The organism is Flavobacterium sp. (assembly GCF_028712645.1).
Classification (GTDB): Bacteria; Bacteroidota; Bacteroidia; order Flavobacteriales; family Flavobacteriaceae; genus Flavobacterium.
Map to the genome: position 1 here is coordinate 1 of NZ_JAQTPQ010000389.1, position 2,507 is coordinate 2,507.

General features: G+C 29.8%; 1 protein-coding gene. It reads left to right on the top strand.

Features of this window, described 5'->3' with window-relative positions; genetic code table 11:
* Positions 1-151 precede the first annotated feature (151 nt).
* On the top strand, positions 152-2,507 hold a 2,356-nt coding region (locus PHC28_RS18290), incomplete at its 3' end, for a hypothetical protein (protein WP_300103911.1).

Genomic DNA, 2,507 nt, shown 5'->3' on the forward strand with positions numbered 1-2,507 from the left:
ATTTTACAACGATTCAACATCACGAGCCGAACTGTTCCGATAGATTTAAGTCCCTATCCTGATGGGGGTTATGTTGTAAATATTAAGACTAATGTACAAAGTGATGGGGTAAAAATAATTAAAGGAGGGTTAAATTAAAAAGAAAAGTACAATGAAAAATATAATTTTAAAAAACACAATTAAATCTTTATACTGCATTTTACTTGTTTTTGCTTCATTACATGCAATAGCTCAAGGAGATGACAAACCCAGCAAATACTTTCCAAATGTAATCCCACCTCCTCCTAATAGTGCCAGTTTGGGTCTATACGGTCAAGTCCCATTAAATCAATTTACTGGAAATGCCAATATATCGATTCCTCTTATGGAAATAAAATCTAATAGTTTATCACTCCCCATTTCTCTTTCTTATTCCTCTGATGGGGTTAAAGTTGATCAATATGAATCAAACGTTGGAGTTGGTTGGGTTCTAAATGCTGGAGGAGTTGTAATAAGACAAGTATATGATTATCAGGATAATTATAATGGACGATTACAAAAACCAAATGTATCTCCAGATTCAAGTGAAATGGCAACTTTTTTAGACCAAGCGTCAAGTGCCCCTCAAGTTGATACCCAACCTGATATTTTTAGTTATAATGTAAATGGTTTGTCAGGAAAATTTTTTCTAGATGATGCTAATACCCCAGTTGAAATAGAACCTTCAGGATTAAAAATTGAAATTACACCTGATTTTTTATCTATAGGTTATGGTCCAAACAGTTTACCTGAAATAGTAATTACTGATACAAAAGGAATAAAGTATTATTTTGGGGGATTAAATGCAATAGAATCAAGCTCTTCAAGAAGAATTTTTATTGAAAATCCAGGGCCAATATCAGAAGATGTAAAAACATCTTGGTATCTTACGAAAATTGAAGATCCATCGACAAATAACCAAATTACTTTAAGTTACGATTCAAGAAGCATAACTTATATTACAGGAAATGAACAAAGTTTGGAATATGCTTATTCGAATGGATCTCGCCTAACAAGTAGGTTAGTTAATTATCAATATAAATCCTATTCCACTGAATCTATCTTAAAAGAAATAAACAGTAGTAATAGTAAGATTGTATTTGGTAACTCAAAAAGATTCTCAGATCCAGATTTTCCACTTTTTAAAGTTGATGATATCAGTTTATTAGATTTAAAAGGAACACTGATAAAAAAAATAAAATTTGATTATACTGAATATATTGGTAATACTTTTCCAAATAGTTATAATCAATTTCCGGAGTATTTAAAAAAACGTTTTTATTTAAAACAAATTAATGAGTTTATTACAAATAGCACTCCTGTTACTCATCAATTTGAGTATTATTCGCCAGAAAATTTACCTGCTAGATTTAGTTTTGCTAAAGATAATTATGGAGTTTTTAATGGTAAAATAAATAGCAGTTTGATTTCTGATGAAATTACTATTCCAAATTCAGTAATTCAATCTTCATTTTCTGACGGTAAGTTAGCCAATAGAAGACCAGATAAAAATTTTGGATATTATGGATTACTAAAAAAAATAATATATCCAACTAAAGGCAATACAATACTGGATTACGAGCCTCACGTGAAAGGCATGGTAAATATACCTATTAATCCAGAAAGTACTCCCTTTAGTTTGAATGTCCTAACCGATGATGCATATTTATATAATAACACAAATACCTCTACTATCCATTCCTCAATAGAACAAAGTATCAAAATAAACGGAAATGTATCTAAAATTTGTTCAGCGGCTGATCCTTTCCCTTTGACATTAATAGTAGCAGTTACTGATTTAACGACTGGTTTAAGTGTTAATTTTTATACTAATGCATCGAATTCAGATGTGCCACTATTGATTGGGACATCCTACACTTTTACAGGCAGTACAATTTCTACAAATGATTTTTTTACGTTAGAGGCAAACAAAGATTATTCTATAAAAATTGAACTTAAAAGACCTTGTATGCTTGGGAATATTTATTTTGATTTTTATACTAATCCTATTACTTTTCAAAATATTGAAAATCAAATTGGAGGATTCCGTACTTTTAGAATTACTAAGAATAATTTAATTAATACCAATCCAGAAATAGAAAAATATTATTACAGCCCTTATAATTGTTTGACTTGTCAATCGGGATATTATATAAATCAAGCTCCAATTGCATATATTAGAAAAATTGAAAGATATAATCTTTGCGAGATTCCTACTACTAGAACATTATATTCTGTAGGGAGTTCAAATTTGGCGAGAATTTATTCCTCTCAAAATGCTCAATTTGGCTATGAATTTGTAACCAAAAGTTATGGGGATAATTTTGAAAACGGAGGTGAAGAAACTAAATATGAAATTATTCAGGATGGCTTACCTATAACTATACAAGGAGTAATTGATAATTCAACACCGCTAACTAATGGTTTTGGTTCAGGAAGATTAGTATCTTTTAAAGTTTTAAACAGTGCTTTTAAAACTTTAAAAGAAA